At 59.8% G+C, this 897-nt stretch carries 1 protein-coding gene and 1 pseudogene; one reads left to right on the top strand and one right to left on the bottom strand.

The genetic code is table 11. From position 1 onward, the window contains the following. Nucleotides 1-68, bottom strand: a pseudogene (locus FS320_RS51385) (DUF6429 family protein); the annotation flags it as partial. Nucleotides 69-151: 83 nt separating this feature from the next. Between FS320_RS51385 and FS320_RS44270 the strand changes: the two are divergent. Beyond that, nucleotides 152-442 carry an SRPBCC domain-containing protein gene (locus tag FS320_RS44270; protein ID WP_425294315.1) on the top strand — a complete coding sequence of 97 codons (291 nt, stop codon included), beginning with the start codon at nt 152-154 and terminating at the stop codon, nt 440-442. The last annotated feature ends 455 nt before the right edge of the window (nt 443-897 follow it).

Here is an 897-nt window from a genome sequence, read left to right as displayed (position 1 = left end):
TCGTTATGCAGCGTCAGCCATAACAGCGCCAAAACGGCATCGTCGATCTTGTCCTCATCGATCTCCATGAACCGACGTTACCACGCGCGGCACCCAAAATCCCGCGGCCCCGCTCGGATGGATACCGTCGATCTTGTCCTCATCGATCTCCATGAACCGACGTTACCACGCGCGGCACCCAAAATCCCGCGGCCCCGCTCGGATGGATACCAAGTATCTCGAGGTGGTGCCGAACGAGCGCATCGTCTGGACCAACGACGAGGACGAAGAAGGCGTGGTCACGACCGTGACCTTCGAGGACCAGGGCGGGAAGACGCTGCTGACTTTCCACGAAGTCTATCCGTCCAAGGAGGCGCTCGAGGAAGCACTACAGGGCTCGGCGGCAGCATTGCCGGAGCAACTGGAGCAGCTCGACGAATTGCTTTCCAGCAAAAGCGAGTAGCGCGGGTCGGGAAATTCGCCTCGGGGGAGCGTCTGTTCTTGGCACTTCTCGGAAGTAAACCGATGGTCTGCTCCCGCAAGGAACAGCGGACGTTCCTAGAAGGCAGGGATCGTCAGTGCGTGACCCGTTCCGGACCTTCCCCGATTAGCTTCCCTTAGATCCTGTGTTCCATAAGACTCGTTCGGCGAAATCCGCCCTCTGTCAGCGGAGACGAGGATTTGCAGTCCTCGTCGCAACCGCTCTGCACCGACCCTCGGCCGCATAGGGCGAAGTTCCTGCGGTAGGACAGTGCGGAGGCGGCTATGATCTCTTGGCTTGGGTCTGGAGCATCGCCCCATATGTGGACGGCCCCCTGCTTGCAAGGGTGTTGAACAGAATTTTGGATCGGATCGTTTGCGGTCATATGTCCGGCCTGTTGTTGCGGTCGCACCTGACCGCGGCCAAGATGGCTTCCG

This window comes from Microvirga tunisiensis (assembly GCF_009296175.1).
Classification (GTDB): Bacteria; Pseudomonadota; Alphaproteobacteria; order Rhizobiales; family Beijerinckiaceae; genus Microvirga; species Microvirga tunisiensis.
Note: the sequence above shows the minus strand (reverse complement) of the source record. Positions and strands in the feature narration are given on the sequence as shown.

Excerpts from the sequence above, each read along its gene's own strand:
- FS320_RS44270 (WP_425294315.1), top strand. The coding sequence starts at position 152 with ATGAACCGACGTTACCACGCGCGGCACCCAAAATCCCGCGGCCCCGCT.